This is a genomic window from Mycolicibacter sinensis, assembly GCF_001673565.1.
Classification (GTDB): Bacteria; Actinomycetota; Actinomycetes; order Mycobacteriales; family Mycobacteriaceae; genus Mycobacterium; species Mycobacterium sinense_C.
Window position 1 is genome coordinate 20523 of sequence record NZ_LZMF01000013.1, and the last position, 24894, is coordinate 45416.

A 24894-nucleotide genomic window follows, 5' to 3' on the forward strand; every position below is an offset into this window, starting at 1 on the left:
AGGTACGGCAGCAGGCTGCGCAGCGCCGAGGCGGGATTCACGCACTCGACCCTAGAACCGTTAGGCCGCCCCGAGGAGCATCCCGCGCTCAGCGGCGACATTCAGGCAAAATGGCGGCCATGAACAACCCCGCCAACGCTGCAGCCTCCCCCCGGGTACTGGTCGTCGACGACGACTCCGATGTGCTCGCCTCGCTGGAACGCGGACTGCGCCTGTCCGGTTTCGAGGTGGCCACCGCGGCCGACGGCGCCGAAGCGTTGCGCAGCGCCAAGGAGGCCCGCCCGGACGCGATCGTGCTCGACATCAACATGCCGGTGCTGGACGGCGTCAGCGTGGTGACCGCCCTGCGGGCGATGGGCGACGACGTGCCGGTCTGCGTGCTGTCGGCCCGCAGTTCGGTCGACGACCGGGTCGCGGGCCTGGAGGCCGGCGCCGACGACTACCTGGTCAAGCCGTTCGTGCTGGCCGAGCTGGTGGCGCGAGTGCGGGCGATGCTGCGGCGGCGCGGGTCGTCGGCCAGCTCGTCGTCGGAGACCATCACCGTCGGCCCACTGGAGGTCGACATCCCGGGCCGGCGCGCCCGGGTCAAGGGCGTCGACGTGGACCTGACCAAGCGGGAGTTCGACCTGCTGGCGGTGCTCGCCGAGCACAAGACCGCGGTGTTGTCCCGCGCCCAGCTGCTCGAGCTGGTCTGGGGTTATGACTTCGCCGCCGACACCAACGTCGTCGACGTGTTCATCGGCTACCTGCGGCGCAAGCTGGAAGCCGGTGGCGCGCCCCGGCTGCTGCACACCGTGCGCGGAGTCGGATTCGTTCTGCGCACGCAGTGAGGACCACGATGAACGTCATGAACGCGCTGCGGCGCCTCTTCGCCCGCACGCCGTCGCTGCGAACCCGGGTGGTGCTGGCGACCGCCATCGGCACCGCGATCGTGACGGTCATCATCGGCGCCATCGTGTGGGTCGGGGTCACCAACGACCGCAAGTATTGGCTGGACCGCCGGCTCGACGAGGCGGCCGGTCTGACGGTCCCGCTGATCGGTCTGGGCGAGCTGCCCCGATCGGCCGGTGCCACCGACGCCGTGATCACCCTGCGCCGGGCGGGTGAGGTGACGTCGAACTCCGCGGTGGTGCTGCCGGAGCTCGAGCCCGGCTACGCCGACACCGAGATCGACGGGGTGCGCTACCGGGTGCGCACCGTCGACATTCCCGGGCCGGGGCCGCGGTCGCTGGCGGTCGGCGCCACCTACGACGCCACCGTCGCCGACACCAACAACCTGCACCGGCGAGTGCTGCTGCTGTGTACGTTCGCGATCGGCGCGGCCGCCGTGCTGGGCTGGCTGCTGGCCGCATTCGCGGTGCGGCCGCTGCGCCGGCTGGCCCAGCAGGCCCGCTCCATCGACGCCGGCGACGAGCGACCGGAGATCGAGGTGCGCGGGGCCAGTGAAGCCGTCGAGATCGCCTTGGCGATGCGCGGCATGCTGCAGCGGATCTGGAAAGAGCAGGACCGCACCAAAGAGGCGCTGGCGTCTGCGCGCGACTTCGCCGCGGTGTCCTCCCATGAGCTGCGCACCCCGCTGACCGCGATGCGCACCAATCTCGAGGTGCTGACCACCCTGGACCTGCCTGATGATCAGCGCAAGGAAGTCCTCAACGACGTCGTGCGTACCCAGACCCGGATCGAGGCCACGCTGTCGGCGCTGGAGCGGCTGGCCCAGGGCGAACTGTCCACGGCCGACGACCAGGTGCCGGTGGACATCACCGAGCTGCTCGACCGGGCGGCGCACGACGCGATGCGGGTCTTCCCCGACCTGAACGTCTCGCTGGTGCCATCGCCGACCTGCATCATCGTCGGGCTGCCGGCCGGGCTGCGGCTGGCGGTGGACAACGCGATCGCCAACGCGGTCAAGCACGGCGGCGCCACCCAGGTGCAGCTGTCGGCGGTCACCTCCCGCGCGGGCGTGGAGATCGCCATCGACGACAACGGCACGGGGCTTCCCGAGGAGGAGCGCCAGGTGGTGTTCGAACGGTTCTCCCGCGGGTCGACGGCATCGCATTCGGGCTCGGGTCTCGGGCTGGCCCTAGTGGCTCAGCAAGCCGGATTGCACGGCGGCACGGCAACGCTGGAAGACAGCCCGATGGGCGGGGCGCGGCTGATGTTGCGGCTGCCGCCGCCGCGCTGAGCTCAGTTAGCCGATCGCCAGCTCGTTGGCGATGCCGGCCCGCGGCCAGGCGTCCTTTGCCGCGTCCGCGACGGCGGCCGCTTCGGCCGCCTTCGCCGCGGTCCCGGTCAGCGTCACGGTGTCGCCGCTGACGCTCAACGCGAAATCGCCGATCGTGGCCGCCGCTTCGAAGACCGGAGCCGATCCGGAGAAGTCCGGTGTGGTGACGCCCGGCGCCACGTCGAGCCGGTCGATGACGGTGACGTCGTCAGTCGAGGTGATCACCGCGTCCAGCAGCGCCCGTCGGGCCGCCGGATCCGCTACCGTCCCGGCCACGGTGATCTCGTTGCCGTGCCGGACCACCGAGACCGGCACCGCGACGCCGGGATCGGTGCCGGGCGGCGAATCTTGTTGCCGCTCACAGCCGGGCACGCCCAGGAGCACCGCGATCAGCGCCGCCGTGATCAGCCGGGCGCGCACTCAGCGGGTGCCGAGCAGATCGATCACGAAGACCAGGGTCTTGCCGGCCAGTTGATGTCCGGTGCCGGCCGGGCCGTAGGCCAGCTCGGGCGGGATCACCAATTGGCGCCGGCCGCCCACCTTCATTCCCGGGATACCGTCCTGCCAGCCCGCGATGAGCCCGTCGAGCGGGAACTCCAGGGACTCGCCGCGGTTCCACGAACTGTCGAACTCCGCGCCGGTGTCGTAGTCCACACCCAGGTAGTGCACGTTGACCAGAGCGCCGGGCGCGGCCGCCGGGCCGTCTCCGACGACGATGTCCTCGATGACCAGTTCGGTGGGGGCCGGACCGCTCGGCACGGTGATCTGGGGCTTGCCCGGGTTCGTCACGGCGGTTACCGCCCGCCGATAGTGACGTAGTCGCGCTCGGTGTAGCCGGTGTAGACCTGACGCGGCCGGCCGATCTTGGAGTCGCCCTCGTCGTGCATCTCGCGCCAGTGCGCGATCCAGCCGGGAAGCCGGCCCAGCGCGAACAGCACGGTGAACATCCGGGCCGGGAAGCCGATCGCCCGGTAGATCAGACCGGTGTAGAAGTCGACGTTCGGGTAGAGCTTGCGCTCGACGAAGTAGTCGTCGGTCAGCGCGGCCTCTTCGAGATCCTTGGCGATGCCGAGCAGTTCGTCGTCGCCGCCGAGCTTGCCGAGGATCTTGTCGGCCTGCTCCTTGACGATGCGCGCCCGCGGGTCGTAGTTCTTGTAGACCCGGTGGCCGAAGCCCATCAGCTTGACGCCGTCTTCGCGGTTCTTGACCTTCTTGACGAAGTCGCCGACGTTGCCGTGCTGATCGCGGATCTGCTCCAGCATCTCCAGCACCGCCTGGTTCGCCCCGCCGTGCAGCGGGCCCCACAGCGCGTTGATGCCACCGGAGATCGAGGTGAACAGGTTGGCGCGCGACGAGCCGACCAACCGCACCGTCGACGTCGAGCAGTTCTGCTCGTGGTCGGCGTGCAGGATGAACAGCATGTCCAGGGCGCGGACCACCTCGGGGTCGACCTCATAGGGCTCGGCCGGCAGCCCGAAGGTCATCCGCAGGAAGTTCTCCACCAGGCTCAGCGAGTTGTCCGGGTACAGGAACGGCTGCCCCTCGGACTTCTTGAAGGCGTAGGCGGCGATGGTGGGCAGTTTGCCCAGCAGCCGGATGGTCGACACCTCGACCTGCTCGTTGTCGGACGGGTCCAGCGAGTCCTGGTAGTAGGCGGAGAGCGCGTTGACCACGCTGGACAGCACCGGCATCGGGTGGGCGTTGCGCGGGAAGCCGTCGAAGAACCGCTTGAGGTCCTCGTGCAGCATGGTGTGCCGCTGGATCCGGCCGGTGAAGGTCGCCAGCTGCTCGGCGGTGGGCAGTTCGCCGTAAATCAGCAGGTAGCTCACCTCGATGAAGGTGGACTTCTCGGCGAGCTGCTCGATCGGGTAGCCGCGGTAACGCAGGATGCCGGCGTCGCCGTCGATGTAGGTGATGGCGCTCTTGACGGGCGCGGTGTTGGCGTAGCCGTTGTCGAACGTGGTGTAGCCGGTCTTGGCGAGCAGCGAACCGATGGCCAGGCTGTCGGACCCCTCGGTGGCCTGGACGATCGGCAGCTCCAGCTCGCCGCCCGGGTACTTCAGGGTGGCGGATTCTTCGGTTGCGGCCACAAGGAACCCCTTTGCGCTATTCGGCTAACCAGTCGATCGGGCGTGTATAGGAAAAGGTAGTCGGTTCGGGGCCGACGCGCCCGCCCGGGGCCGAGTATCGCGGAACCGTCATCGCGGCACTGCCGGTCCCGGCCGGCGGTAGCCGAGGAAAGCCGGCGCCACGAGGGCGGCGAGCAGCACTCCGACGATCACCAGCACCCCACCGCCGGCCGCCGCGGCGGCCGTTCCCACCACCGCACCGGCCGCCCCGTGCACGGCGTCGGCGAGCCGGGGACCGCCGGCGACGATCACCGTGAACACCCCCTGCAGCCGGCCCCGCATCTCATCGGAGGCGACCTGCTGCAGCATCGTCGAACGGAACGCCGCCGACACCATGTCCGCGGCGCCGCCGATCGCCAGGAACGCCAGCGCCACCCACAGCACTCGACCGGTATGGCCGTCGGCGCGCGCCACCGCCAGCCCGAAGCCGGCCATCGCCGCGCCCCAGACCACGATCGCGACGACGATCGCCAGACCCTGGCGGTCGATCCGCGGCAGCCAACCCGAGAACACGCCGCCGGCCACCGCCCCGACCGCCATCGCCGCGGCCAGCAGCGCCATCGTCGTGCCGCCCTCGACCGGTCCGCCGAAGTCCGCGGCGGCGATCTGCGGGAACAGCGCCCGCGGCATGCCCAACACCATCGCGATCAGATCCACCACGAACGACATCAGCACCACGGTGTTGCCGGCCAGATAGCGAAATCCGTCCAGCACCGCCGCCATCCCGAACCGGGAGCTCTCGCTGGATCCGGCGGGCGGCATGGGAGCCAGCCGGAAGGTCGCCCAGATGGGGAAGATGCAGGTCAGCGCATCGATCAGGTACAGGGTGGACAGGTCCACCCAGCCGAGCAGCAGGCCGGCCAACAGCGGCCCGACGATCGCCCCGAACTGCATTACGGTCATGTTCAGCGAATTGGCCGCGGGCAGGTCACCGCCGGCGACCATGCGCGGAATCGCCGCGGATCGGGTGGGCGAGTTGATCGCGTAGAAGGCCTGCTGCACGGCCAGCAGGCACAGCACCAGCCAGACCCCGCCGCCGAGCACCGCCTGCACCCACAGCAGCAGCGAGGCCAACCCCAACCCGCAGGAGGCGATGATCAGCAGTGTTCGGCGGTCCATCGCGTCGGCCCAGGCGCCGCCGAGCAGCCCGAAGACCACCAGCGGTACCAGCGCGAACAGACCCGCCAGCCCGACGTAGGCCGAGCTGCCGGTGAGCGCGTAGATCTGGACCGGGACCGCGAAGATGGTCAGGTTCGCCCCGATGACGGTGGGGATCCCGGCCACCCACAGCCGGCGAAAGTCGGGGCTGCGCAGCGGCGTGGTGTCGGCGAACAGCCTCACCGGAGCCGACCCGGACTCAGGGCTGTAGGCGCTCGATGCGCCCGCCGCTCACCCGAATCCTGTTGTGCAGCCGGCCTTCCCGGCCCTGCCAGAACTCCACCACCTCCGGCGCGATGACATATCCGGCCCAGGTGGGCGCGACCGGAACCTGTTCGGCGTCGGCGAATCGCGCGGTGACCTCGACGAGCTGCTCGAGCAACGCCGCGCGCGAGGCGATCGGCTGGGACTGCTGCGATGCCCAGTAACCCAGCTGCGACGCCCGGGGCCGGTGCGCCCAGTACTCGGCGGGGATCGCGGCGTCGGTCTTGGCGACCCGGCCGCGGATGTGGACCTGGCGGCCCAACTGATACCAGGGAAACGTCGCCGACGCGTACGGTGTGGCGGCCAGCTGGGCGGCCTTGGCCGAACCGTCGTCGGTGAAGAAGGTGACGCCGTTGCCGTCGAGGTTCTTGCACAGCACCGAACGGCTGACCGGTCTGCCGTCCTCGACGGTGGCCAGCACCATGGCGTTGGGCTCGGGGACGCCGGCGCGTTCGGCGTCGCCGATCCAGTTGCGCAGCAAAACCTCCCAGCCGTCCTCGAGCCAGTCCACGTCGAGGTCGCCGCTGTTGTCCTTCTCCCGGTATTCCACTCGCATCGCCGCCAGGTGCTCGTTGTCGGGGCCTGTCTCGTGCACCGCACAACGCTACGCCGTTCCGCATCCCGGCCGTCATTACCGACCGGTAGCAACTGCCGGGTCTGCGAGTGGGAGAATCGGAGGCATGACTGCTGCAGTCCCGGACAACTTCGTCGCCGGCCTGGAAGGCACGGTGGCCTTCACCACCGAGATCGCTGAACCGGACAAGGACGGCGGCGCGCTGCGCTACCGCGGTGTCGACATCGAGGACCTGGCTTCTCGCGTCAGCTTCGGCGACGTGTGGGCCCTGCTGGTCGATGGCGACTTCAATCGCCCGCTGGCCCCCGCCGAGGCGCAGGAACTGTCGGTGCGCACCGGTGATGTGCGAGTCGATGCCCAGGCCGCGGTGGCGATGCTGGCACCGCAGTGGGGCTTCAAGCCGCTGCTGGACACCGACGACGCCACCGCCCGTGACCAGTTGGCGCGCGCGGCAGTGATGGTGCTGTCCTACGTCGCGCAGTCGGCGCGCGGCTCGCAGGCGCCGGTGCCGCAGTCGGAGATCGACGGCTGCGCCACCATCACCGAGCGGTTCATGACCCGCTGGCGCGGCGAACCCGACCCCCGCCACGTCGAAGCGATCGACGCCTACTGGGTATCGGCGGCCGAGCACGGGATGAACGCCTCCACCTTCACCGCCCGGGTGATCGCCTCCACCGGTGCCGACGTCGGCGCGGCGCTGTCCGGTGCGATCGGCGCGATGAGCGGCCCGCTGCACGGCGGTGCCCCGGCCCGGGTGATCCCGATGATCGCCGAGGTCGAGGACTCCGGCGACGCCCGCGCGGTGGTCAAGGGCATCCTGGATCGCGGCGAGAAGCTGATGGGCTTCGGCCACCGGGTGTACCGCGCCGAGGACCCGCGCGCCCGGGTGCTGCGCGCCACCGCCAAGCGGCTGGCCGCGCCCCGCTACGAGGTGGCCGCGGCCCTGGAGCAGGCGGCACTCGCCGAGCTGCGGGAGCGCCGTCCGGACCGGGCCATCGAAACCAACGTCGAGTTCTGGGCGGCGGTGATCCTGGACTTCGCCGAGGTGCCTCCGGCGATGATGCCGGCGATGTTCACCTGCGGCCGCACCGCGGGCTGGTGCGCCCACATCATGGAGCAGAAGCGGCTGGGCAAGCTGGTGCGCCCGTCGGCGATCTATGTGGGACCCGGCCCGCGCAGCGCGGATTCGGTTGCCGGCTGGGAACGGCTTTCACACCCCGTGGGCTGATCCGTTGTCGTACTTGCGCCGAACGTGTCACCACCGCGAAATTCTGCGCGTTTTTTCGCAGTGAGTACACGCTCGGCGCGAGGGCCAAGGCATCACTGATCAGCGGCGCCGCAGCGCTCCCAGCAGGTTCTGCAGCAGCGGCACGTCGGAGTAATCCTCCACCTCGTCGAGCATGTCGGGAACCCGGGTGAACTTCACCCGCGGCCGGTCCTGCGCTTCGCCGCGCGCGATCTCCGAGGAGTCGATAGCCTTCCAGCCGGCGGCGTCGATCACCTCGGGCTGACGGGCGTGCACCATCCGCGCCACCGACCGCGGCCCGCCGATCGGCTCGCTGAGCTCCCCGGCGTTGTAGTCGGCGACCAGGGCTTGGATCGTCTTGAGCGAGTCGGATTTGTTGGTGCCGATGAAGCCGTTGGTCCCCCGCTTGATCCACCCGGACACGTACGCTCCTGCAACCGGCTGCCCGGTGGCCGGGTCGACGACGCGACCGCCCTCGTTCGGCACCACACCGGCGGCGTCGTCGAACGGCAGGTCGGCGATCGGGGTGCCGTGGTAGCCGATCGAGGTCAACAGCAGCCCGGCCTCAAGCCGGCGGACTTCGCCGGTACCGGTCACCGTGAATTCCACTGCCGTGGCACGGTTTTCGCCGATCACCCGGGCAGGGGTCAGCTGGTAGGCGAACCGGATGCGCGGTTTGGTGATCGGCGCTGAGGTGTCACCCAGCTTGGTCAGGATCTCCAGCTTCTGCCGGGTGAAATCATCGCGGACGGTCGCCAGGTCGTTGCGCACCCGGGCATGGTCCTCGGCGTCGAGCACCACCTCGGCGGTCTGGGTCAGGCCGACCAGTTCGGGCAGGGTGAACGCGGAGTCGATCGGCCCGCGCCGGGCCGCGATCACCACTTCCTGCACGCGGGACTCGCGCAGCACCGCCAAGGCATGATCGGCGATGTCGGTGCCGGCCAGCGTGTCGGGGTCACAGGTCAGGATGCGGGCCACATCGAGTGCCACGTTGCCGTTGCCGACGATCACCACGCGCTCGTGGCTCAGATCGACCGGCAGATCGACGAAGTCGGGGTGCCCGTTGTACCAGCCGACCAGTTCGGTGGCGGTGCCGGTGCCGGCCAGGTCCATGCCGTCCACCTTTAACCGGCGGTCATGCAGCGCGCCGGAGGCGTACAGCACGGCGTGGTGGTACTGAAGCAGGTCAGCATGGCTCAGGTGTTTGCCGACCTCGACATTGAGGAAGAAGTTGAAGCCCCGCCGCCGGGAGATCTCGTCGAACAAGCGGGTGACCAGCTTGGTGTGCTGGTGGTCCGGGGCCACCCCGGCACGCACCAGGCCGTAGGGGGTGGGCAGCTTTTCGAACACGTTGACCAGCACCCCGGGCTGGGTCAGCAGCTCGTCGGCGGCGTACATCGCCGCCGGACCCGAGCCGACGATGGCCACCGTCAGCGGATGCCTGCCGCGCTGGTGCACTTCGGCTGCCGGCAGGATCGGGGCCAGCTTGGACGTCGGCGGCAGCTTCACCCCCTCGGGCCGCTTGGGGTAGTAGGACTTGTTGATCTCGATGAACGGCAGCTGTTCGGGCGGCAGCGCGGTGTCCGGGTAGATCGCGCCGACCGGGCAGGCCCGCACGCAGGCGCCGCAGTCCACGCAGGCGTCCGGGTCGATGTAGAGCATCTCCGTCGTGGCGAAGTCCGGTTCATCCGGGCTGGGATGAATGCAGTAGACCGGGCAGGCGAAGACGCAGGACGCGTCGTTACAGCATGCCTGGCTGATGACGTGCGGCATGAGGCGGCGGGCTCGCTGGCTTAGGCGACGCGCGACAGGTGCGCGCGCTGCGGCTGGGCCCGGAAGCGCGACGGCGCCCCGTTGATCCGGCACATCCGCCACACCAGCTTGGCGACCGGGTTCATCAGCCCGGTGTCGTGGCAGAGCATCCGCACATCGGCGAACATGTCCGAGAGCATCCGGCGGGCGTCGGCGGACCCGAAGAACACGTCCTTGCGCACCGAGCGGGGAATGTCGAACTCCTGCCAGAACGCCTTCGGCGGAACGACGATCGCCGAGCACAGGATCCGCATGGTGACCGGCACGAACAGCGACAGCCAGAACCGCTTGCGGCGCGGCAGGGTCGGAACCCGCTTGTTGAGGTATTCGTGCGCGAACGAGATGTGCCGCGCCTCTTCGGCGACGTGGATCGCCATCACCTTCTCCATGATCGGGTGCAGCGTCTTGCCCTCGCGCAGGATGTCCTTCTGAATGTGGTCGATGGGCTCCTCGCCGGCGAGGATGCCGAACCAGAACGGGATCGGCAACGGGCCGGCAACCAGCGGAATGAACGCCGCCAGCCACTTGAGGAACCGCGGCATACCGGGCACGTCGGCGCCGATGTGGTTCACCATCTCCTGGAACATCAGGGTGTGGTTGCACTCCTCGACCGACTCGTGCAGGCAGTAGCGGTACTCCGGTGAGCCGTTGGGCACCCAGAACGCGTAGTTGAGCAGGCCGCGGATCAGGATGGACTCGAAGTGCAGGCCGACCTTCGCCACGTTGGCCTGGCGCCACATGCCGATCTTGATCTGCAGGTCCTCGGGCTGCGCCTGGTACCAGGCGTGCTTGCCCAGCGGATCGGTGGCCGGCAGGATCCACCGCGGGTCATTCTCGAACACCTTGAATTCCGGGCTGTCCCAGTCGATGTCGAGGTAAGGGTTGAAGTGCCGCCGCACCGAGCCTTCCGACAGGGTGTTGAGCATGTCGACGTAGGCAGTGTCGTCGGACACTTCCATGTTGGCCCGCCACCGCCGCACGATGCCGGTTCGGGCCGGTTTCTGAGCCGTTTTCTGAGCCATCGGAGACACCCCCACTGACGTTTACATTTGGGCTTGTTATGTACAACGGTACCGCAGGTATCGCCTACCCGTCCAGACCTTCAGCCGCCTTGTGGTCGTGACAGGTGTCGAGTGTCTCATGTGATTTCGGTCACGATAAACCTGCCGTGCGGGTGGCCGCCCGGCGCTGTCTACGCTAGAGACCATGGCTGAGCAGCTCACGATCCCGGACAACATCAAGCCCGCCGACGGACGGTTCGGTTGTGGGCCCTCCAAGGTCCGGCCGGAGCAGTTGAACGCGCTGGTCACCACGGCAGCGCCGCTGTTCGGCACCTCACACCGCCAGGCGCCGGTCAAAGACCTCGTCGGCCGGGTCCGCACCGGGGTCCGCGAGCTGTTCTCGGTGCCCGACGGCTACGAGGTGGTGCTGGGCAACGGCGGCTCCACCGCGTTCTGGGACGCCGCGGCGTTCGGCCTGGTCGACAAGCGCTCCCTGCACCTGACCTATGGCGAGTTCAGCGCGAAGTTCGCCTCGGCGGTGGCCAAGAACCCCTTCGTCGGCGACCCGATCATCATCAAGGCCGAGCCCGGCAGCGCCCCGGAGCCGGCCTCGGACCCGTCCGTCGACGTCATCGCGTGGGCCCACAATGAGACCTCGACCGGGGTGGCGGTGCCGGTGCACCGGCCCGACGGCGCCGGTGACGCCCTGGTGCTGATCGATGCGACGTCGGGCGCCGGCGGCCTGCCGGTCGACATCACCGAGACCGACGCCTACTACTTCGCCCCGCAGAAGAACTTCGCCTCTGACGGTGGGCTGTGGCTGGCGATCATGAGCCCGGCCGCGCTGGCTCGTATCGAGGCGATCGCCGCGTCGGGCCGCTGGGTGCCGGAGTTCCTGTCCCTGCCGATTGCGGTGGACAACAGCTCCAAGAACCAGACCTACAACACCCCGGCGATCGCCACCTTGGCGCTGATGGCCGAGCAGCTGGACTGGATGTTGGGCAACGGCGGGCTGGACTGGGCGGTCAAGCGCACCGCGGATTCGTCGCAGCGGCTGTACTCCTGGGCGCAGGAGCGGCCGTTCACCACACCGTTCGTCGCCGAACCGGCGCTGCGGTCACAGGTGGTGGGCACCATCGACTTCGTCGACGAGGTGGACGCCGCCGCGGTGGCCAAGGTGCTGCGGGCCAACGGCATCGTCGACACCGAGCCCTACCGCAAACTGGGCCGCAACCAGCTGCGGATCGCGATGTTCCCGGCGGTCGAGCCCGACGACGTCAGCGCACTGACGCAGTGCGTGGACTGGGTCGTGGAGCGACTGTAGAGCGCGACTGTAATCAACTCGTTATAAGGCCAGCGTGTCACCGCGGCCGCGGTCGGTTGCTGCACTAGAGTCCGCAGCTAACGGGCCTTCGCGAGGAGAAGTCATGAAGGAATTGACAGTCGTAGGTCTCGACGTCGACGGCAAACACGTCATCTGCGAGAGCGTCTGCGGTGAGGACGAACGCGCCGACATGTTCCGGCTGCGCATCGACGACCGGCTGCGGTCCGCGGTGCGCGGCGAGGGCAATCGTGTCGGGCAGACCCAGATCGATCTGGGAGGAATCATGCTGCGTCCGAAGGACATCCAATCCCGTATCCGTGCCGGCGCGTCGGTCGAGCAGGTGGCCGCCGCGGCCGGCGTGGACGTCTCCCGAGTGGAGCGGTTCGCCCACCCGGTGCTGCTGGAGCGGTCGCGCGCCGCGGAGCTGGCGGCCGCCGCGCACCCGGTGCTGGCCGACGGGCCGGCCGTGGCGACGCTGCTCGAGGTGGTCAGCAGTGCGCTGATGGGGCGCGGCCTCAACCCCGATCACAGCAGTTGGGACGCGTGGCGCAACGACGACGGACGCTGGACGGTGCAGCTGGCCTGGAAGGCGGGCCGCTCCGACAACGTCGCGCACTTCCGGTTCGCCCCGGGCGCGCACGGCGGCACGGTGACAGCCGTCGACGACTCGGCGATGGAGCTGATCGACCCGGACTTCGACCGTCCACTGCGGCCGGTGGCCACGGTCGCCGAATTGGCCTTCGAGGAGCCGGCCGCCCCGCCGGTGGCGGAAGAGGAGCCGGTCCGCCAGCGCTCGACGGCCCGGTCCCGTCGCAGCAAGCCGTCGGTCCCCGGTTGGGAGGACGTACTGCTCGGGGTGCGCTCAACCGGCTCGACCGGTCAGCGCTGAGCGACCAGCACCACCAGCACGAGCCACGCTCCAACCACGCCGATTGCGGCGCCCAGCGCCAACCACCGCAACACCGGGGCACGCCGCCAACCCCAGATCGTGGGCGCCAGCCCGCCCACCGCGATCAGGTTGAGCCCGACCGCCACCGCGGGGTGCACCCGGGTCAATCCCAGGCTCAGCACCGCGATAGCGGTTCCCGAGACTGCCGCGACGAACGCCGCCACGGTCAAACCCGTTGCCCACGGCGTGGTTTGGGTGGAACTCATTCCGGCAGCCTAGTGCGCTCGTAGAACGCCAGCGCGGCCGCCGTCGCGACGTTGAGGGAGTCGGTGCCCCGCGACATCGGGATGCGCACCCGAACATCGCTGGCACGCATGGCCTGCTGCGATAGACCCGGTCCTTCGGCGCCGACCAGCACGGCCACCGGCTCGCCGCGCACCTTCGCCATCGCCGTCGACAGCGTCTCGGCCCGCGGGTCCGGGGTCATGGCCAGCAGGCGAAACCCGCTCTGCCGCAGCATCGCCAGATCGGCCGGCCAGTCCGCCGACCGGGCGAACGGCACCAGCAGGGCGTGCCCCATCGACACGCGCACCGCACGCCGGTACAGCGGGTCGGCGCAGCCACTGCCGAACACCACCGCGTCGACGCCCAGGCCGGCGCCGTTGCGGAAGATCGACCCCAGGTTCTCGTGGTCGTTCACACCCTCGAGCACCGCGATGGTCCGGGCGCCGGCGACCAGATCGGCCACCGTCGGTTCGGCCACTCGTGAGGCCGCGGCCAGCACACCGCGGTTGAGGTGAAAACCCACCACCTCGGCCATCACCTCGGCCGACACCCGGTAGTAGGGCACTCCGGGGACGCCGGCGAGGTCCGGCGCCAACTCCGTGAGCCGGCGATCGGTGCCCAGCAACGCCCGAGGCGCGAAGCGCGAGGCCAGCATCCGCTGCACCACCAGCACCCCTTCGGCGATCACCAGTCCCTTGCCGGTGGGCAGGTCCGGGCGGCGGTCGATGCTGTTCAGGTCGCGGAAATCGTCCAGCCGAGAATCGGCGGGGTCGGTGATATCGACGACGTCGATGACCCTGGCCACTGGCCGAACATTACCGGCGAGGCGCTAACGTCAACGGCGATGACCCCCCAGCTGCCGCCTGAGCCCTCCCCCGAGCCGCCACCGCTGCCGGCCGCGCTGCTGCGCGTCTGGCCGGTGATCGGCGCCGGGGTCGCCGGCTTCGGCTGCGCGACCGTCGCGGCGTTCGCGGTACCGGCCCTCCAGACCTGGCGGCCGGTCAGCGTGGCCGGGTTGGGCGTCGGCGTGCTGGGCACCACGATCTTTCTGTTGCAGCGCGGCGCGGCACGGCGCGGCGCGCGCGGCGCCCAATCCGGGCTGGAACACGAATAAAGTTGCTCGATCCAAGGAGGAATGAGATGGCAGCCCCACTGTTGCAGGCAGAGATCGACATCAAGGCACCGGTCACCGAGGTATGGAACCTGATCTCCGACTTCCGGCGGATGCCGGAGTGGAGCCCGCAGTGCCGGTGGATGAAACCGCTGGGTGCGGTTCGTTCGGGCACCCGCACCCTCAACTTCAACCGGCGCGGCCGGCTCTACTGGCCCACCAGCTCCGTCATCACCGAGTACGTCCCGGATCGCAAGCTGGCCTTCCGGGTCACCGAGAACCACAGCGTGTGGAGCTATGAACTCGAGCCGACCGCCGAGGGCACCCGGGTCACCGAGAGCCGCCGCGCCGACGACGGAATCACCTCGGTATCCACGTTTTTGACGAACAAGTTCATGGGCGGGGTCGAGAACTTCGAGCAGGAGTTGATCGCGGGCATGAACGCCTCATTGGCGCGAATCAAGGCAGCCGCCGAACACCGCTGACGCGTCCCGCAAGTGCGGTAATGTCCATCGTCACCGTCGAAAGTGGGAGGGAGCCATGGAGGCAACGCAGTTCGGCCCTCGAATGCTGAGCGGCATCGCAGCGACCGCGGTACTGCTGGCCGCCGGACTGGCGCCGGTGGCAGCGGCACCGGAGATCGTCACGCATGCGGCCGCCGAGGTGGCCGCGGTCTCCGCCGAGGTGGCGTTGACCGGCAGCGCGCTGGTCGACGGCATCGACGGGATCCTCGCCGACGTGGCCGCCGTCGATGCACCGGGCACCGCCGATGCATTCGATATCGCCGGTCTGTTCAATGCGGAATTGGCTGCCGCCCAAGGGTTCTTCAACAGCCTGTTCGGCCTGCCCGGGACGTTGTTCAACGACGTCCAGAACGTCATCACCAGCCTGGCCAACCTCGACTTCGGGATGGCCTTCAGCGAGGCGGTCGACATCCCGCGGGACATCATCAACTATGTGCTTGGGCTGCCGGGGCTGGTGCTCAACACCATCTACACCATGGCCGTGGTGCTCCCGGGCGAGTACCTGTTCAACTTCGGTTAGGGAGTATCCGGCTCTTCCGGTTCGGCGGGGGCTTCGACGGCCGGTGTTTCAGCGGCAGTATCGATTTCGACGGCAGTGTCGGTCTCGGCCGGGGCTTCGGCCACCACTTCAGCCGGTTCGGCCGGGGCTTCGGCCACCTCTTCAGCCGGTTCGGCCGGGGTGATCTCGGCGGGGGCAGCGCTCTCGACGATCTCCAGCACGCCGTCGTCGTAGGGGTCGTGGGCCGGGGAACCGGTACCCGCCGGTGCCGGGGTGTCACTGTGGGCGCCACAGCCGTACTCGGCGTCGACCACCCGGCCGTCGGCGGACATCTCGTTGCCGCAAGCCCCGAACGCCGTGCCGAGCACGCCGGCCAGCGGCAGGTAGAAGCCGCAGTCCCGGCAGACCCGTTTGGTCGAGCGCGCCATCGCCGACTCCGGACCGTAGTCGCCGTCATGCCAGCGCTGGGCCGCCTCGGCGCGGCCCAGCGGGCTCATCAGCCAACGCCGGCTCAGACCGATCTCGCCGGCCACCTCGTCGAGCTCCGGGTCACCGCTGGAGGTGTAGCCCGGGACCAATCGCGGGTCGTCGGCGGGCGGTGCGAGCAGGTCCCCCGGGCCCAGGTCACCGGGCCGGACCCGCTGGTCCCACGGCACCCACTCCGGCGCCAACAGGGCCGTGGGCCCGGGGACCAGCACCACCTCGCTGATGGTGGAGTGCGCGGAGCCCGGGATGGCGGCGACGACGACGGCCCACTGCCAGCCCTGATAGCCCGGAAGCAGCGCGGCGAACCGGTGGGTGGCGGCGGTGGCGTCCTCGTAGTCGACGCCCAGGTGCTCACCGACGGTGTCGGCACCGCTGAACTCGGCGACGGCCACACGGGCCTGGTCGACGGCCTCAGCCAGCACCGCGGGTACGGCGATGGTCGCGGTGTCTGATTCTGCGCTGGGTCGCATCACGCGGGTCCTTTTCTCACTCAATGACGTCCCTATACTGCCGCAGCGCGGTCCGCTCAGCCACACGCAGGCACGATCGCGGCCTGCGCGGCGAGGCGATCGGAATAGGGAAGAATCGAACCGTGTCTGCACGGCGGCGTGATCTCCCCGACCCGGGCCGGCGCCGTCGTCCTGGCTCCGGAGCCGGAAACGGCTCGGCCGCCGAGCATCCCGGCATGGCCAACTACCCCAGTGACCAGCGGCAGCGCAAACCGATGCCCAGCGCCAACCGCTACCTGCCGCCGCTGCGCGACCACAGCGAGGCGCCCCACCGGCACGACCCGCCCGAGGACGCCGGCGCCGCTGACCGCGTCACGGTGACCCGGGCGGCCGCTGCCCGCAGCCGCGAAATGGGCTACCGGATGTACGGGCTGGTGCAACGGGCCGCCACCGCCGACGGCGCCGACAAGTCCGGGCTGACCGCGCTGACCTGGCCGGTGGTCGCCAACTTCGCGGTGGACGCGGCGATGGCCGTGGCGCTGGCCAACACCTTGTTCTTCGCCGCGGCCACCGGGGAGAGCAAGGGCCGGGTGGCGCTGTATCTGCTGGTGACGATCGCCCCGTTCGCGGTGGTCGCGCCCTTGATCGGGCCGGCCCTGGACCGCATCCAGCACGGCCGGCGCGCGGCGCTCGCCTTGTCGTTCGCGCTGCGCACCGTGCTGGCTCTGGTGCTGATCGCCAACTACGACGGCGCCGCCGGCACCTTCGGCTCCTGGGTGCTCTACCCGTGCGCGCTGGCCATGATGGTGTTCTCGAAGTCGTTCACGGTGCTGCGCAGCGCGGTGACGCCGCGGGTGATGCCGCCCTCGATCGACCTGGTGCGGGTCAATTCCCGGTTGACGATGTTCGGTCTGCTGGGCGGAACGATTGTCGGCGGCGGCATCGCCGCGGGCGCCGAATACGTCTTCACCCGGCTGCTTCATCAGCCCGGGGCGCTGTTCGTGGTCGTCGCGGTCTCGGTGGCCGGGGCGGGCCTGGCGATGCGGATCCCGCGGTGGGTGGAGGTGACCACCGGCGAGATCCCGACCACGCTGAGTTACCGCTCGAACGAGCGTCGCCGCAGCTGGCCCGAACACATCAAACGGGCCGGCGGGGCGCTGAGCCAACCGCTGCGTCAACCGCTGGGCCGCAACATCATCGCCGCGGTGTGGGGTAACTGCACGATCAAGGCCATGGTGGGTTTCCTGTTTTTGTACCCGGCGTTCGTGGCCAAGCAGCACGACGCCAACGGCTGGGTGCAGCTGGGCATTCTCGGGCTGATCGGCGCCGCCGCCGGGCTGGGTAACTTCGCCGGCAACTTCACCAGCGCCCGACTGCAACTGGGCCGGCCCGCGGTGCTGGTGGTGCGCTGCACCATGGCGGTGACCGCCGTCGCGCTGGCGGCGGCGGTGGCCGGAACCCTGGTGATGGCCGCCATCGCCGCCCTGGTCACCTCCGGCGCCAGCGCGGTCGCGAAGGCGTCGCTGGACGCCGCGCTGCAGGACGACCTGCCCGAGGAGTCGCGGGCGTCGGCGTTCGGCCGCACCGAATCGACCCTGCAGCTGGCCTGGGTGCTCGGCGGTGCGCTGGGGGTGCTGGTATACACCGACCTGTGGGTGGGCTTCACCGCGATCACCGCGCTGCTGATCCCGGGGCTGGCCCAGACCATCCTTTCCTTCCACGGCGACTCGTTGATCCCCGGTTTGGGGGGCAACCGTCCGGTGCTGATCGAGCACGACGGCGCCCGCCGCGACCCGGTGAGACAGGGGTGATGAACAGGTGAAACGCTCGACGGCCGTGCTGGTGGCGGTGCTGGTGGTGGCGGCATCGGCGCTCGCCGGGTTCGGTACCTGGTGGTTCACCCGCGGCAGCGAGCCGGCACCGCCGCAGATCAGCGCCTACTCCAACGGGCGCCTCACCCATGCCGGGCCCTACCTGTACTGCGATGTACTCGACCTCGACGAGTGCTTCGTGACCGAGGCGAAGGGCACGCTGGCGGTCGACGAGCGCCATCCGGTCCAGCTCTCGGTGGACAGCGTGATCAGCCGGGCGCCGTGGCGGCTGCTGCGGCTCTACGACGACCCGGGCGACGCCACCGGTGAGATGTATTCGCCGGGCAGCACCCTGGCGGTCACCGTCCCTACCGTCGATCCGCAACGCGGCCCGCTACGCGGTCTGGTGGTGCAGCTGCTCACGCTGGTCGTGGACCGGGACACCGACGAGACCTTCGCGGTGCCGCACGCCGAATGGGCGGTGGGCCTGCAGTGGGCCGCTCATTCGCTCGGCTGAGCTCCGTGGCCGGCGGTCACCCGCTCGGCGTCCGGGACCGGCCCCGGCGGGGTCCCGTCACCGAATGGCCTGCCGCCCAGCGCCTCTCGCCCATGCGGTGAAAGCCAGTTGGCCAGGTCCGGGCCGTCGGGAACGATCCCGGAGGGATTGATGTCGGCGTGCACGATGTAGTAGTGCCGCTTGATCTGGACGAAGTCGATGGTGTCGCCGAACCCGGGTGTCTGAAACAGGTCTCGCGCGTAGGCCCACAGCACCGGCATCTCGGACAGCTTCTGCCGGTTGCATTTGAAGTGCCCGTGATAGACCGGATCGAACCGCGCCAGGGTGGTGAACAGCCGCACGTCGGCCTCGGTGATGGTGTCGCCCACCAGGTAGCGCTGATCCGCCAGTCGTTCGCTGAGCCAGTCGAGTGCGGTGAACAACCGGTCGTAGGCGGCGCTGTAGGCGTCCTGGCTGCCGGCGAAGCCACACCGGTAGACGCCGTTGTTGATCTCGGTGTAGATCCGCCGTGCCACCTCGTCGATCTCGGCGCGTAGCGGTTCGGGATACAGCTGCGGGGCGCCGTCGCGGTGGTAGGCCGTCCACTGCGTGGAGAAGTCCAGGGTGATCTGGGCGAAGTCGTTGGTGACCACCGCACCGGTGGGCACGTCGACGACCGCCGGCACGGTGATGCCCTTGGGGTAGTCGGCAAAGCGCTTGAAGTAGGCGTCCTGCAACCGCGGGATCTTCAGCACCGGGTCGATGCCGCCCGGGTCGAGGTCGAAGGTCCAGCTGCGCTGATCGTGGGTGGGACCGCAAAACCCTATGGAGAGAACGTCTTCCAGACCGAGCAGTCGTCGCACGATGATGGTGCGGTTGGCCCACGGGCAGGCCCGCGCGACGATCAGCCGGTAGCGGCCGGGCTCGACGGGGTACCCGTCGCGGCCGTCGGCGGTGATCCGGGTGGTGATGTAGTCGGTGTCGCGCTTGAAATCGCCACCGGTAGCAACGTAGGAGGCCATGGTTACCAGCGTGCCACGGTCGGGCAGAGCTGAGCTCAGCTTTGCTGCACAGCAGAGTCGGCCCCGAAGCGCCGGGCCAGATTGGGTTCATCGGAGGCACCCGGCTCCCAGTGCGCGATCCATGGCCCGGTGCCTTCCGACGGATCGAGGATCCCCTCCTCCAGCCAGGTATAGCGGTCCTCGAGCACCGCGTGGGCCAGCGCGACGTCGGTGTCGTCGGTGTTTGTCCACAACGCGGCGAACAGCGCCTCGACCCGCAGGCGCGACTGCTGACAGAACGCGTCGGCCAGCTGGTAGGCCTGCTGCCCTTCGGCGGCATCAGCCACCCGTTGCGCCTCCGCGTGCACGCAGACCGCCGCCATCGCGAACAGCTCCGCCCCGATGTCGACGACGCGGCCCAAAAAGCCCTGCTTCTTCTCCAAGCCGGCCTGCCAGCGCGCCATGCCGTAGAACGTGTTGCGCGCCAGCTTGCGCGAATGCCGTTCGACAAAGCGCAGATGCGCCGCCAACCGGCCGAACTCACGGTAACCGGTGGGACGCTGACCTTCGCCGAAAACCAATTGCGGCAACCACTTTGAGTAGAATCCGCTGGCTCCGGCGGCCGATTGGGCCTTTTGCCGCAGACCGGCTTTGGGGTTGGCGAGCTCGCCGGCGGCGCTCAGGTGTGGGTCGACGGCCTCGCGCGCGATCAGCAGCCGCATGATCTCGCTGGATCCCTCGAAGATGCGGTTGATCCGCAGGTCGCGCACCAGTTGTTCCACCGGTACGGCACGCTCCCCGCGGGCGGCGAGCGACTCCGCGGACTCATAACCGCGGCCCCCGCGAATCTGCAGCAACTCATCGGCGATGACACAGGCCATCTCGCTGGACCACAGCTTGGCCAGCGCCGCCTCGATCCGGATGTCATTGCGGCCTTCGTCGGCCATCTGACCGGACAGCTCCAACACCGCCTCCAGCGCGTAACCGGTGGCGGCGATGAACGCGATCTTTTTGGCCACGGCCTCGTGCTCGCCGACCGGCTTACCCCACTGGACCCGCTCCCGCGACCACTCCCGGGCGATCTTCAGCGACCACTTCGCCGATCCGGTCGCCATCGCAGGGATCGCCAGGCGGCCGGCGTTGAGGGTGGTCAAGGCGATCTTCAGGCCATCGCCCTCGCGCCCGATCAGGTTCTCGGCGGGCACCCGGACCGCATTCAGCCGGGTCAGCCCGTTTTCGATCCCGCGCAACCCCATGAACGCGTTGCGGCGTTCGACGGTGATCCCGGGTGAGTCGGCTTCCACCACGAAGGCGCTGACCCCGCCGCGGTGCCCGTCGGCCTTGGGCACGCGGGCCATCACCACCAACAGGTCGGCGACGACGCCGTTGGTGGTCCAGAGCTTCACACCCTCCAGTTCGTAGGCGGCGCCGTCCTCGATCGGTGTCGCGGTCGAGGCCAGCCGGGCCGGGTCGGATCCGACGTCGGGCTCGGTCAGCAGGAACGCCGACACCGCTCCGGCCGCACACCGCGGCAGGAACTTCTTCTTCTGTTCCTCAGTGCCGGCCAGTTTGAGCGGTTCGGGCACCCCGATCGACTGATGCGCGCTCAGCAGCGCCCCCAGGCTGGCGTGCACACTGGACACCATCACCAGCGCCCGGTTGTAGGCGACCTGCGACATCCCCAGACCGCCATACTCGCCCGGGATCTTCAGCCCGAAACAGCCGAGCTCCGCCAGACCCTTGACGTATTCGTCCGGAATCCGGGCGTCGCGTTCGATGACAGCGCCATCGACGGTTTCAAGGAACTCCCGCAGCCTGCCCAGGAATTCCTCGGTGCGCGCGGCATCGTCATCAGACGGCCGGGGAAACGGGTGAATCAGCTCAAGCGGGAAACGCCCCAAAAACAGCCCCTTGGCGAAGGACGGTTTGTCCCAACCACTTTCGCGGGATTCCTCCGCGACAGCCCTGGCTTGCTCCTCGGTGACCTGCTGTGCCATCGGACACCTCCCGGTTTGACAGCGCTCGTCGTCGAGCGATTATCAACCGGTGTTCCCCGATCAGGCCGGCCGCTACACCTCGGTGCGGGCCTTGGCTAGGCGTCGAGCTCGCGCGCCACGGCCTTGACCACCTCGGAGATCTGCCGGGCGGTCTTGCGGTCGGGGTATTTGCCCTTGCGCAGTTCGGGCTGCACCGTGCCTTCCAGCAGGGTGATCATGTCCTCGACCATGCCGTGCAGCTCGTCGGGGCTGTGCTTGTGCTCGGCCGGCGCCGCCTCCCGGCGGCTGCGGGTCAGGCTCGGCGGCGGATCGATCAGCGTGACGGTCAGCGCCTGCGGTCCGCGACGGCCGGCGGCCACGCCGAACTCCACCCGCTGGCCCGCCTTGAGACCCTCCACGCCGTCCGGCAGGGCCGAGGCGCGGACGTAGACGTCCTCGCCCTCCTCCTGGGACAGGAAGCCGAAGCCCTTCGCGGCGTCGTACCACTTCACCTTGCCGGTCGGCACTGGTCTCACCTGCTTGTCTTGGACGATCACGCACTCGGGGGACATAAAGGAAGCGTCCCGCCTGCGCAGGACGCGTCGGCTGCCGATCTTACTCGGACCACGCCCGCATGAGCACCCCGGTTTACTCGGTAAGCTGGTGGCGCCGCTGGAGACGACGTGCGCCAGACGCCGAACGGGTTCTGGTCGCCCTCCGGCCAACCGAATCGGATATGCACATGACGTTGAGGCAACGGGATCTGCAGACCCCACCACCGCTGGCGGACGCCGCCGGCGCGGACGACAAGAACGTCGCCCGGCAAGCCTTCGATGAAGCCGTGCAGCGAGCCATCGCCCAACAGATGCCGACCTCCGGTCCGCTGGTCGACACGTTCGGCCGAGTGCACACCGATCTGCGGATCTCCCTGACCGACCGGTGCAACCTGCGCTGCACCTACTGCATGCCGGCCGAAGGCCTGGACTGGATTCCCAGCCAGCACCTCCTGCAGGACGACGAGCTGATCCGGCTGATGCGGATCGGCGTCACCCGGCTGGGCATCACCGACATCCGGTTCACCGGCGGCGAGCCGTTGCTGGCCCGCCATCTCGAGGACGTGGTGGCCGCCGCGGCGAGCCTGCAGCCGCGTCCCGAGATCGCGCTGACCACCAACGGCCTGGGGCTGGCGCGGCGCGCCGGTGCCCTGGTGGCTGCCGGGCTGGACCGGATCAACGTGTCGCTGGACACCGTCGACCGCGCCCACTTCGCCGAGATCACCCGGCGGGATCGGCTGCCCGACGTGCTCGACGGCCTGGACGCCGCCGCGCAGGCCGGCATGAAGCCGATCAAGGTCAACGCGGTGCTAGCGCCCAAGGTCGCCGGCGAGGACATCGTCAACCTGCTGCGCTTCTGCCTGCAGCACGGCTACCAGCTGCGGGTCATCGAGATGATGCCGCTGGACGCCGACCACAACTGGAACCGCGACGCCGGCCTCGGTGTCGAGCAACTGCTGGAGATGGTGCAGTCCCAGTTCGCGCTGCGCCCCGACCCGAAGCCGCGCGGCTCCGCACCGGCCGAGGTGTGGCTGGTCGACGAGGGCCCGGACCACCCGGCCGGCACGTTCGGGATCATCGCCTCGGTGTCCCGCCCGTTCTGCGGTGACTGCGACCGGACCCGGCTGACCGCCGACGGCCAGATCCGCAACTGCTTGTTCGCCGCCGAGGAATCCGATCTGCGGGCCCTGTTGCGGGACGGCTCCGACGACGACGCCATCGAGCAGGCATGGCGAGCCGCCATGTGGACCAAGAAGGCCGGCCATGGCATCAACGATCCGGATTTCATTCAGCCGGATCGCCCGATGAGTGCGATAGGTGGTTGACCCATGACGCAGCAGATCGACAGCCTCACCGCCGTTGCGGTGACCGTCCGCTACTTCGCCGCGGCGCGAGCGGCCGCCGGCGTCGAATCGGAGACCATTCAGGTGCCGGCCGGCGCCGGCGTGGCCGCGCTCGCCGAGACCCTCGCGCGCGGAAATGAGCGGCTGGCGACGGTGCTGGGACGCTGCTCCTACCTGCGTGACGGGGTCGCGGTGCGCGACCAGGCGGCGGCGCTTCAGCCCGGCGAGACCATCGACGTACTGCCGCCGTTCGCCGGCGGTTAGCGAGCCTCGACGAAGGAGAGGCGAAGCTGGACCGCCGCATCAAACCCGGCGGTTAGCGAGCCTCGACGAAGGAGAGGCGAAGCTGGACCGCCGCATCAAACCCGGCGGATGACATGATTTACGTCACATAACGAATTGATCACGGACTGACAACGGCTTGGTAGCGCATGCTCTGACCTGCGCTGATGCGGCCGATTCCTGGTGTTTTGAGAAGAACCAGCAGTGAAAACACCCGGGCGCGCCAAGCGTGACGATGCCAGTAAGACCGGTTACGGTACATCTCCGGGTGCATCGAAAATCTTCCGGTCGATCCACCTTTCCTCTCCCGTAGCGCCGAACTCCATCCAACGGGCGGGGAAACCGACGAATACCTGATGGATGGAGGCGGGGGACCCGACCGGTCCGCCGCGAGCGGACCTGGGGCCACCCTCGGCCCCTTGGGGTGAAGCCGTAGCACGCACCACGGTGCGTTAACGCCGGGCAGTTGTGCTGGCCCGAACCCGACGCTGACCTCGCAGGCGTAGACAGAGAGGAATTCACCACCGTATGAGTGGACGGCATCGCAAGCCCACCCAGTCGAACGTCAACATCGCCAAAATCGCCTTCACCGGTGCCGTGATCGGTGGCGGCAGCCTCGCCCTCGCCGGGCACGCCGCCGCGGCCACCGATGACGAATGGGACCACGTCGCCCGATGCGAATCCGGTAACAACTGGGGCATCAACACCGGCAACGGCTACCAGGGCGGCCTGCAGTTCTCGCCGAGCACCTGGAGCAGCAACGGCGGCGGCAAGTACGCCCCGTCGGCGCACCTGGCCAGCCGCGAGCAGCAGATCGCCATCGCCGAGAACGTACTGGCGCGCCAGGGGCGCGGAGCGTGGCCGGTCTGCGGCCGCGGCCTGTCCGGTGCGTCGCAGCGCGAGGTTCCCCCGGCCCCGGCCGACGCGCCCATCGACAACCCGGAGATCAATGGCCAGACCGTGGCCATGGACAACCCGATGGCCCCGCCGCCTGCTCCCGAGCCGGCACCGTGGTGGGCTCCGCCGGCCCCCGAGGCCCCGGCACCCGCCGAGGAGGGCGCCGCACCGGCGGCCCCGGTCGGCTGGATGCCGCCCGCTCCGGAGGCTCCCGAGGCACCGGCCCCCGAGGCTCCGGCTCCCGAGGCGCCCGCCCCGGTTGCCGAGGATGTCCCGCCGCCGGCTCCCGAGGCACCCTGGTGGATGCCGCAACCGCCCGAGGCTCCCGCTCCCGAGGCTCCCGCTCCCGAGGCGCCCGCGCCCGGCGACGAGGCAGCCCCGGCCCCCGAGGGTGAGAAGGCGCAGGCCGTCTCGGTCGGCTTCCATCAGCAGCTGTGGCAGGCCATCCGGTCGGAGAACGTCAGCGGCAACGACGCGCTGGCCGCGTTCGCGCAGCAGCCCGCGCGCGTCGTCTAGGACCACACGAAAAGAGGGGGCCGGTTCGCCGGCCCCCTCTTTCGTT

At 69.4% G+C, this 24894-nt stretch carries 26 protein-coding genes and 1 riboswitch; of the genes, 13 read left to right on the forward strand and 13 right to left on the reverse strand.

What is annotated here, in order from left to right; all coding sequences use genetic code 11:
- The first annotated feature begins 119 nt into the window (after positions 1-119).
- On the forward strand, positions 120-830 hold the full coding sequence (gene prrA / locus A5648_RS02295; protein WP_064856775.1) for a two-component system response regulator PrrA: 711 nt from the start codon (positions 120-122) through the stop codon (positions 828-830).
- Positions 831-847: 17 nt separating this feature from the next.
- Positions 848-2182, forward strand: a complete 1335-nt coding sequence (locus A5648_RS02300; RefSeq protein ID WP_065023028.1) for a HAMP domain-containing sensor histidine kinase — start codon at positions 848-850, stop codon at positions 2180-2182.
- A 6-nt stretch (positions 2183-2188) separates the two neighbouring features.
- Here A5648_RS02300 and A5648_RS02305 read toward each other — a convergent pair whose 3' ends face one another.
- The 5 genes from A5648_RS02305 to pdxH all read right to left on the reverse strand — a co-directional run bounded on the left by A5648_RS02305 (position 2189) and on the right by pdxH (position 6367).
- Positions 2189-2641: a BON domain-containing protein gene (locus A5648_RS02305; protein WP_065022997.1), complete on the reverse strand. Its 453-nt coding sequence runs from the start codon at positions 2639-2641 to the stop codon at positions 2189-2191.
- Positions 2642-3010: an FKBP-type peptidyl-prolyl cis-trans isomerase gene (locus tag A5648_RS02310; protein WP_065022998.1), complete on the reverse strand. Its 369-nt coding sequence runs from the start codon at positions 3008-3010 to the stop codon at positions 2642-2644.
- A 5-nt stretch (positions 3011-3015) separates the two neighbouring features.
- Positions 3016-4311 (reverse strand): citrate synthase, encoded by a 1296-nt coding sequence (locus tag A5648_RS02315; RefSeq protein ID WP_065022999.1) that lies wholly within the window; start codon positions 4309-4311, stop codon positions 3016-3018.
- Positions 4312-4419: 108 nt separating this feature from the next.
- Complete coding sequence (locus A5648_RS02320; RefSeq protein ID WP_065023000.1) at positions 4420-5691, reverse strand: MFS transporter; 1272 nt, start codon at positions 5689-5691, stop codon at positions 4420-4422.
- A 16-nt stretch (positions 5692-5707) separates the two neighbouring features.
- Positions 5708-6367 (reverse strand): pyridoxamine 5'-phosphate oxidase, encoded by a 660-nt coding sequence (pdxH, locus tag A5648_RS02325; RefSeq protein WP_267887777.1) that lies wholly within the window; start codon positions 6365-6367, stop codon positions 5708-5710.
- A gap of 85 nt (positions 6368-6452) precedes the next feature.
- Between pdxH and A5648_RS02330 the strand changes: the two genes are divergently transcribed.
- Positions 6453-7574, forward strand: a complete 1122-nt coding sequence (locus A5648_RS02330) for a citrate synthase 2 (protein ID WP_065023001.1) — start codon at positions 6453-6455, stop codon at positions 7572-7574.
- A 99-nt stretch (positions 7575-7673) separates the two neighbouring features.
- Here the strand turns inward: A5648_RS02330 and A5648_RS02335 are convergent, their stop codons facing one another.
- Both A5648_RS02335 and A5648_RS02340 read right to left on the reverse strand, forming a co-directional pair.
- Positions 7674-9365 (reverse strand): FAD-dependent oxidoreductase, encoded by a 1692-nt coding sequence (locus tag A5648_RS02335; RefSeq protein ID WP_065023002.1) that lies wholly within the window; start codon positions 9363-9365, stop codon positions 7674-7676.
- 20 nt (positions 9366-9385) lie between these two features.
- A complete protein-coding gene (locus A5648_RS02340) occupies positions 9386-10426 on the reverse strand; it encodes an AurF N-oxygenase family protein (protein ID WP_064856741.1) in 1041 nt (346 codons plus the stop codon).
- Between the two features lie 184 nt (positions 10427-10610).
- Between A5648_RS02340 and serC the strand changes: the two genes are divergently transcribed.
- Entirely contained in the window at positions 10611-11729 is a 1119-nt protein-coding gene (gene serC / locus A5648_RS02345; RefSeq protein WP_065023003.1) for a phosphoserine transaminase, read from the forward strand.
- A gap of 103 nt (positions 11730-11832) precedes the next feature.
- Entirely contained in the window at positions 11833-12618 is a 786-nt protein-coding gene (sepH, locus tag A5648_RS02350) for a septation protein SepH (protein ID WP_065023004.1), read from the forward strand.
- Here sepH and A5648_RS02355 read toward each other — a convergent pair.
- A complete protein-coding gene (locus A5648_RS02355) occupies positions 12609-12884 on the reverse strand; it encodes a DUF2537 domain-containing protein (protein ID WP_065023005.1) in 276 nt (91 codons plus the stop codon). The genes sepH and A5648_RS02355 overlap by 10 nt on opposite strands.
- Complete coding sequence (locus A5648_RS02360) at positions 12881-13708, reverse strand: TrmH family RNA methyltransferase (protein WP_065023006.1); 828 nt, start codon at positions 13706-13708, stop codon at positions 12881-12883. Before A5648_RS02360 ends, A5648_RS02355 begins: the two co-directional genes overlap by 4 nt.
- A gap of 39 nt (positions 13709-13747) precedes the next feature.
- On the opposite strand from A5648_RS02360, the gene A5648_RS02365 reads away from it, so the two are divergent.
- The 3 genes from A5648_RS02365 to A5648_RS23890 are packed head-to-tail and all read left to right on the forward strand — an operon-like array spanning position 13748 to position 15058.
- A complete protein-coding gene (locus A5648_RS02365; protein WP_065023007.1) occupies positions 13748-14017 on the forward strand; it encodes a DUF2530 domain-containing protein in 270 nt (89 codons plus the stop codon).
- A 26-nt stretch (positions 14018-14043) separates the two neighbouring features.
- Positions 14044-14499: an SRPBCC family protein gene (locus A5648_RS02370; protein WP_065023008.1), complete on the forward strand. Its 456-nt coding sequence runs from the start codon at positions 14044-14046 to the stop codon at positions 14497-14499.
- Positions 14500-14554: 55 nt separating this feature from the next.
- Positions 14555-15058 carry a hypothetical protein gene (locus A5648_RS23890; RefSeq protein ID WP_165607290.1) on the forward strand — a complete coding sequence of 168 codons (504 nt, stop codon included), beginning with the start codon at positions 14555-14557 and terminating at the stop codon, positions 15056-15058.
- On the opposite strand, the gene A5648_RS02380 is transcribed toward A5648_RS23890, so the two are convergent.
- Complete coding sequence (locus A5648_RS02380) at positions 15055-15993, reverse strand: DUF3027 domain-containing protein (protein WP_065023010.1); 939 nt, start codon at positions 15991-15993, stop codon at positions 15055-15057. The two genes, A5648_RS23890 and A5648_RS02380, sit on opposite strands and share 4 nt — an antisense overlap.
- Positions 15994-16115: 122 nt before the next feature.
- Here A5648_RS02380 and A5648_RS02385 point away from each other — a divergent pair, with 122 nt between their 5' ends.
- Positions 16116-17783, forward strand: coding sequence for an MFS transporter (locus A5648_RS02385; protein WP_065023011.1), 1668 nt, complete (start codon positions 16116-16118; stop codon positions 17781-17783).
- Between the two features lie 7 nt (positions 17784-17790).
- Complete coding sequence (locus A5648_RS02390) at positions 17791-18300, forward strand: DUF2771 domain-containing protein (protein WP_065023012.1); 510 nt, start codon at positions 17791-17793, stop codon at positions 18298-18300.
- On the opposite strand, the gene A5648_RS02395 is transcribed toward A5648_RS02390, so the two are convergent.
- From A5648_RS02395 to A5648_RS02405, 3 genes are all read right to left on the reverse strand, one after another.
- A complete protein-coding gene (locus A5648_RS02395; protein ID WP_065023013.1) occupies positions 18285-19301 on the reverse strand; it encodes a glutathione S-transferase family protein in 1017 nt (338 codons plus the stop codon). The genes A5648_RS02390 and A5648_RS02395 overlap by 16 nt on opposite strands.
- A 35-nt stretch (positions 19302-19336) precedes the next feature.
- Positions 19337-21277: an acyl-CoA dehydrogenase family protein gene (locus A5648_RS02400; RefSeq protein WP_065023014.1), complete on the reverse strand. Its 1941-nt coding sequence runs from the start codon at positions 21275-21277 to the stop codon at positions 19337-19339.
- A gap of 95 nt (positions 21278-21372) precedes the next feature.
- Complete coding sequence (locus tag A5648_RS02405) at positions 21373-21783, reverse strand: cold-shock protein (RefSeq protein WP_064856730.1); 411 nt, start codon at positions 21781-21783, stop codon at positions 21373-21375.
- 215 nt (positions 21784-21998) lie between these two features.
- Between A5648_RS02405 and moaA the strand changes: the two genes are divergently transcribed.
- The 3 genes from moaA to A5648_RS02420 all read left to right on the forward strand — a co-directional run bounded on the left by moaA (position 21999) and on the right by A5648_RS02420 (position 24848).
- Complete coding sequence (gene moaA, locus A5648_RS02410; RefSeq protein WP_109470660.1) at positions 21999-23135, forward strand: GTP 3',8-cyclase MoaA; 1137 nt, start codon at positions 21999-22001, stop codon at positions 23133-23135.
- Positions 23136-23138: 3 nt separating this feature from the next.
- Complete coding sequence (locus A5648_RS02415) at positions 23139-23417, forward strand: MoaD/ThiS family protein (protein WP_065023015.1); 279 nt, start codon at positions 23139-23141, stop codon at positions 23415-23417.
- Between the two features lie 321 nt (positions 23418-23738).
- A riboswitch (cyclic di-AMP (ydaO/yuaA leader) is annotated at positions 23739-23954 on the forward strand.
- A 9-nt stretch (positions 23955-23963) separates the two neighbouring features.
- Entirely contained in the window at positions 23964-24848 is an 885-nt protein-coding gene (locus A5648_RS02420; RefSeq protein WP_065023016.1) for a transglycosylase family protein, read from the forward strand.
- Positions 24849-24894 lie beyond the last annotated feature (46 nt).

Coding starts and splice junctions, on each gene's coding strand:
- prrA (WP_064856775.1), top strand. CDS start 120: ATGAACAACCCCGCCAACGCTGCAGCCTCCCCCCGGGTACTGGTCGTC.
- A5648_RS02300 (WP_065023028.1), top strand. CDS start 848: ATGAACGCGCTGCGGCGCCTCTTCGCCCGCACGCCGTCGCTGCGAACC.
- A5648_RS02330 (WP_065023001.1), top strand. CDS start 6,453: ATGACTGCTGCAGTCCCGGACAACTTCGTCGCCGGCCTGGAAGGCACG.
- A5648_RS02335 (WP_065023002.1), bottom strand. CDS start 9,365: ATGCCGCACGTCATCAGCCAGGCATGCTGTAACGACGCGTCCTGCGTC.
- A5648_RS02340 (WP_064856741.1), bottom strand. CDS start 10,426: ATGGCTCAGAAAACGGCTCAGAAACCGGCCCGAACCGGCATCGTGCGG.
- serC (WP_065023003.1), top strand. CDS start 10,611: ATGGCTGAGCAGCTCACGATCCCGGACAACATCAAGCCCGCCGACGGA.
- sepH (WP_065023004.1), top strand. CDS start 11,833: ATGAAGGAATTGACAGTCGTAGGTCTCGACGTCGACGGCAAACACGTC.
- A5648_RS02355 (WP_065023005.1), bottom strand. CDS start 12,884: ATGAGTTCCACCCAAACCACGCCGTGGGCAACGGGTTTGACCGTGGCG.
- A5648_RS02365 (WP_065023007.1), top strand. CDS start 13,748: ATGACCCCCCAGCTGCCGCCTGAGCCCTCCCCCGAGCCGCCACCGCTG.
- A5648_RS02370 (WP_065023008.1), top strand. CDS start 14,044: ATGGCAGCCCCACTGTTGCAGGCAGAGATCGACATCAAGGCACCGGTC.
- A5648_RS23890 (WP_165607290.1), top strand. CDS start 14,555: ATGGAGGCAACGCAGTTCGGCCCTCGAATGCTGAGCGGCATCGCAGCG.
- A5648_RS02380 (WP_065023010.1), bottom strand. CDS start 15,993: ATGCGACCCAGCGCAGAATCAGACACCGCGACCATCGCCGTACCCGCG.
- A5648_RS02395 (WP_065023013.1), bottom strand. CDS start 19,301: ATGGCCTCCTACGTTGCTACCGGTGGCGATTTCAAGCGCGACACCGAC.
- A5648_RS02400 (WP_065023014.1), bottom strand. CDS start 21,277: ATGGCACAGCAGGTCACCGAGGAGCAAGCCAGGGCTGTCGCGGAGGAA.
- moaA (WP_109470660.1), top strand. CDS start 21,999: ATGACGTTGAGGCAACGGGATCTGCAGACCCCACCACCGCTGGCGGAC.
- A5648_RS02415 (WP_065023015.1), top strand. CDS start 23,139: ATGACGCAGCAGATCGACAGCCTCACCGCCGTTGCGGTGACCGTCCGC.
- A5648_RS02420 (WP_065023016.1), top strand. CDS start 23,964: ATGAGTGGACGGCATCGCAAGCCCACCCAGTCGAACGTCAACATCGCC.